The organism is Alkalibaculum bacchi, assembly GCF_937875145.1.
In the GTDB taxonomy this organism is placed as follows: domain Bacteria; phylum Bacillota; class Clostridia; order Eubacteriales; family Alkalibacteraceae; genus Alkalibaculum; species Alkalibaculum bacchi_A.
Genome location: NZ_CALNCS010000078.1, coordinates 1 through 3,873, shown reverse-complemented (window position 1 = coordinate 3,873; position 3,873 = coordinate 1). Strand labels below are relative to the sequence as shown.

Sequence of the window (3,873 nt, the reverse complement as noted above, 5' to 3'; positions counted from 1 at the left end):
AGCTTTATCTAAGAGAGAGGCTAAAAAGTTAAAGAAAAGATCAAGCAAGATAGAAGAAATGTAAACAAATAGACTTAGATTGGGTCTATGAAGTGAGACCTAAAAGTGAGACACTTTTAGGTCTCACTTCAATATGCACGTCCTGTTTATCGTAAATGTGAGCTTTGTAAACGAGTAAAAGATGTAAATTACCGCCTTGATGTCAAGAATGCTGAATCATCGGTAATGCTTGTTGGAAGCCTTGACTTATGCAAGCACTGTGCGGCGAATATGGGCGAAATCATCCAAAAGGAGGATTAATGAACGTAACCCAAGAAATCGTTAAATATGTGCTAGAACAGGCCTCAGGCGTAGTGATTGCCTTAATGTTGATCTGGAGAATTGAGACAAAATTAGACGGATTAACCTCGGCAATTATGCATTTGTCGGATGCTAAAGCTAGCAAATAACACACGACCAATTTCTATATTTATGCAAAACATGAAAAAAATCATAAATGAGTTCATAGAGGATATGCGGCTAGAAGGCCGTGCTAAAGGGACTTTAAGGGAATATAAGCAACGATTAAATGAGTTTAGTCGATATTTAAGCTATAAGAATAGAGCTATTGACCAGATAACTCATGATGATGTGTCCGGATTTACCAAAACACTTTTTAAAAAGTGTCAGAAAATTACAACTGTTAGATGTAAATTATCCGCAATTCGGGTATTTTCTTTATGGGCAAACCAAAAAGGCTACATGGATAGCGTGATTATTAGTCCTGGTGATTATCCCAAAAATGTAAAAAATAGACGTATTAAACGTTTAACCAATGAAGAGCTGCAGATCTTCAAAAGTTATATTGACGGATTACAACCCAACGCAAGAGCTGTATTTTGGCTATTATACGGTTCAGGATGTCGAGTAGGTGAGGCAGCTCACTTGCGTGTGTCCGATGTCACTTTACGTGGCAAAGTCGTATACATTGATATTAAAGATGCTAAGTGGGGCAGTGATCGATGTATCCCAATTATCGATAAACAAGCAGCGGAGATTGTATGGAAGTATCGTGCAGAACTTGAAATCGATAATCGGCCACTTTTCAGAATATCGAAGAGAACTATCCAAGGCTATGCGACTAAATTTGCGCAGACTACAGGAATTAGTTTTCATTGTCACCTATTGCGGCATACATTTGCGGCGCTTTTAACAGAGCGAGGAGTACCACTCACGACTGTCCAGTACCTTTTAGGACACAAATCATTAGGAATGACTGCCCACTACGCACAATCTGCACTTGTAGACATGTCATCATTTTTACCAAAAATTAATTTAAAGAATGTTGAAGGAGAAGATTAGAGATGAACAACATTAAGATTTTAGGAAGATTAACTGACACACCAGAAATTAAGAGATCAGCATCAGGCCGTGACTATGCATGGTTTACTGTTGCCGTGCCACGCAGAAACAACAAGAATGAAGCAGATTTTATTAGATGCGTGGCTTTTGACAAACTCGCAGCTGCAATCTGCCAACATTGTGGCAAGGGACGTCAGGTGCTTTGTACTGGTCGGCTCCAGGTATCAACATCAATTGATGAAGACACTAAACATGTTAGATATCATCATACTGTCGTAGTAGGCTCTACTCACTTTTTACACGATCCTAACAGACCGGTAACTATGGATCCTGCCATGGCTGCTTAATATAGTTATAACTAACGAGCTGTCAACGGTACCGGAGCACGCAAAGCGCGTGAGGATAAGGAGTTGACAGCTTTTTAATTACTTGAACGCTATCAAAAAAGAAGAAAACCTGGTTTTCTTCCTGCCTAGCGGCGAGCGAAAAAGAAAAAAGTAACTTCTATCGGATCCACCCCCCAGTACTAATAGGGGGGTAATAAATCCCAGATTTGATCAAAGGATGTAAAAATTATGCTATCAGTAATCATCGACTGGTTAGAGTTTACCGTGTTAGATGCCCAACTGCCGTTGGTTTTAGACACTATCGGCTTGGATTGGGACGACTTTAAGGCACTCAACAAAGGACGATTTGGTTATCACAATCAATATAAGTGGTCAGGTGGCAATGTTTTTATCATGTTTACTACTAATTCGGATGACATCGACATTGATTCAAAGATCAATGAGAGATCTGGTGTACATGTGATGATCACCGGGCAAGGATGTCGTCAATATGCGGCTAAGCATAATTTAACTAAGTTAATTCAACGTCTATATATTCTCAAACGAGTTAATTTTTCTCGAATCGATTTGGCAATTGATGATCATGAATCAAAGATTATTAATTATGATCGAATTCATGATGCCGCAATTGCCGGTCATTTTACTTCCAGGTGGAGTAAATGGGACGAGGTTAACTCACGTCAAACCTCAAGCGGAGAATTTATCGGACGGACAATGTATTTTGGATCTCAAGCATCAGATCTTTTCTGCAGAATATATGATAAAAGTTTAGAACGAAAAGCAAATTCTGATGAAAAAGATGTTCCGAAACATTGGACAAGACTTGAGTTGGTTTATCGCAAAGATAGAGCCAAAAAGTTGGTAAATCATATGATTGATGGTCAAAAATCATTAGGTTATGTGCTGAGGGGAACGCTCAGACAGTACTTACGATTTATTTTGCCGTCAACCTATCAAAATAAGTCAAGATGGCCGACTGCTTCATGGTGGAACGAGCTACTAGAAAATGTAGAAAAATTACAATTGACGATTAAAAAAGAAGCAAAGACTATCGAAGACATGACCTCTTGGTTAGATAAACAAATCGCCCCAACGATTGCTACTGTGTTAAAGGCGCAGCAAGGGGATATGAGTTGGTTACGTAAAATCATACTCAAAGGATCAACCAGGCTCACACAGAAGCATAAAGATGCGATTTATCAATATATATCAAAAATGGAAGAAGGAATAGCAGCATGACAATGACAACTAATACCAAAGCAATTACTCGTACAGTAGCAACAACAAAGGCATATCCAAAATTTGCTTTCTGCTCTGCAATTACTCCAGCGGATTCGGAATATTACGCAAGATTAAAGGCTGCAGGCATTGATACAGCAAGTATCTGCTTGCACTTGTCAGGATACTCACATTATAAATTTGCTACCATACATACTAATTTGGCGCGTCAGGCTGGCATGAAAACTCACGCATTCATGGTTACTGATCTCACTGATATCTATACTGATGTGATCTTATTCTCAAGACGTTTTAACCAGCTAGGTTATACGCGTGGCGAAAAGATTACTATCTGGATATCACCAAATAAGAGATCAACTGATCGCGAAGAAAAGATCGTTGAGATAATTGATCTCATCTCTAACTATCATGACGAAAATTACATTGATATAGCTCTTATGAAGCGTGATATTGATGATTGTATTATTGATCTATCTAAGTTGCCTAAACTCATCAACCTAACGATTATTAACTGCAATGCGCAATTATCAGGCATCGCCGAAGCTGGAACCTGGGTTTACACCAATGACTTCGAAGGTGAGACTCAACTGCTAGCATATGACTTCTACGGCTTCTACACCGATGAGGCCGGCTACCAACTTTCCTTAGTAGATACTGACTATGCAGTACAAAAAGGCGATACGTGGCATTCTATAGCCCGTAGACACGGAATTCCTCTTGAGGATCTCCTTGCACTTAATCGTGCAGAAAAGGATGATAAATTATTCGCAGGACAAGTTGTCCGCATTGCATAAGGTGTATACTGTATTTGTCAGAGATTATCTCTGATATGTTTACACTATATTATTTCATTTTTAAGCTTTAATAAACAAGAAAGATCAGGCAATGAACCCTGAACTGAGACCTAAAAATTAGACAGTTTAAAATACAGGATTAATAGAGGCTT

At 38.8% G+C, this 3,873-nt stretch carries 5 protein-coding genes; all 5 read left to right on the top strand.

Annotated elements, in window-relative coordinates:
* The first annotated feature begins 299 nt into the window (after window positions 1-299).
* The 5 genes from Q7P22_RS05235 (at window position 300) to Q7P22_RS05215 (ending at window position 3,721) form a co-directional block, all read left to right on the top strand.
* Window positions 300-449 (top strand): hypothetical protein, encoded by a 150-nt coding sequence (locus Q7P22_RS05235; RefSeq protein WP_023060806.1) that lies wholly within the window; start codon window positions 300-302, stop codon window positions 447-449.
* Window positions 450-471: 22 nt separating this feature from the next.
* The gene (locus Q7P22_RS05230) at window positions 472-1,341 is read left to right on the top strand and encodes a tyrosine-type recombinase/integrase (RefSeq protein ID WP_303861562.1); all 870 of its coding nucleotides are present in this window, start codon (window positions 472-474) and stop codon (window positions 1,339-1,341) included.
* A gap of 2 nt (window positions 1,342-1,343) precedes the next feature.
* Window positions 1,344-1,688: a single-stranded DNA-binding protein gene (locus tag Q7P22_RS05225; protein WP_303861560.1), complete on the top strand. Its 345-nt coding sequence runs from the start codon at window positions 1,344-1,346 to the stop codon at window positions 1,686-1,688.
* Window positions 1,689-1,916: 228 nt separating this feature from the next.
* Entirely contained in the window at window positions 1,917-2,927 is a 1,011-nt protein-coding gene (locus Q7P22_RS05220) for a replication initiation factor domain-containing protein (RefSeq protein ID WP_303861556.1), read from the top strand.
* Entirely contained in the window at window positions 2,924-3,721 is a 798-nt protein-coding gene (locus Q7P22_RS05215; protein WP_303861553.1) for a LysM domain-containing protein, read from the top strand. The genes Q7P22_RS05220 and Q7P22_RS05215 overlap by 4 nt, the downstream gene beginning before the upstream one ends.
* Window positions 3,722-3,873 lie beyond the last annotated feature (152 nt).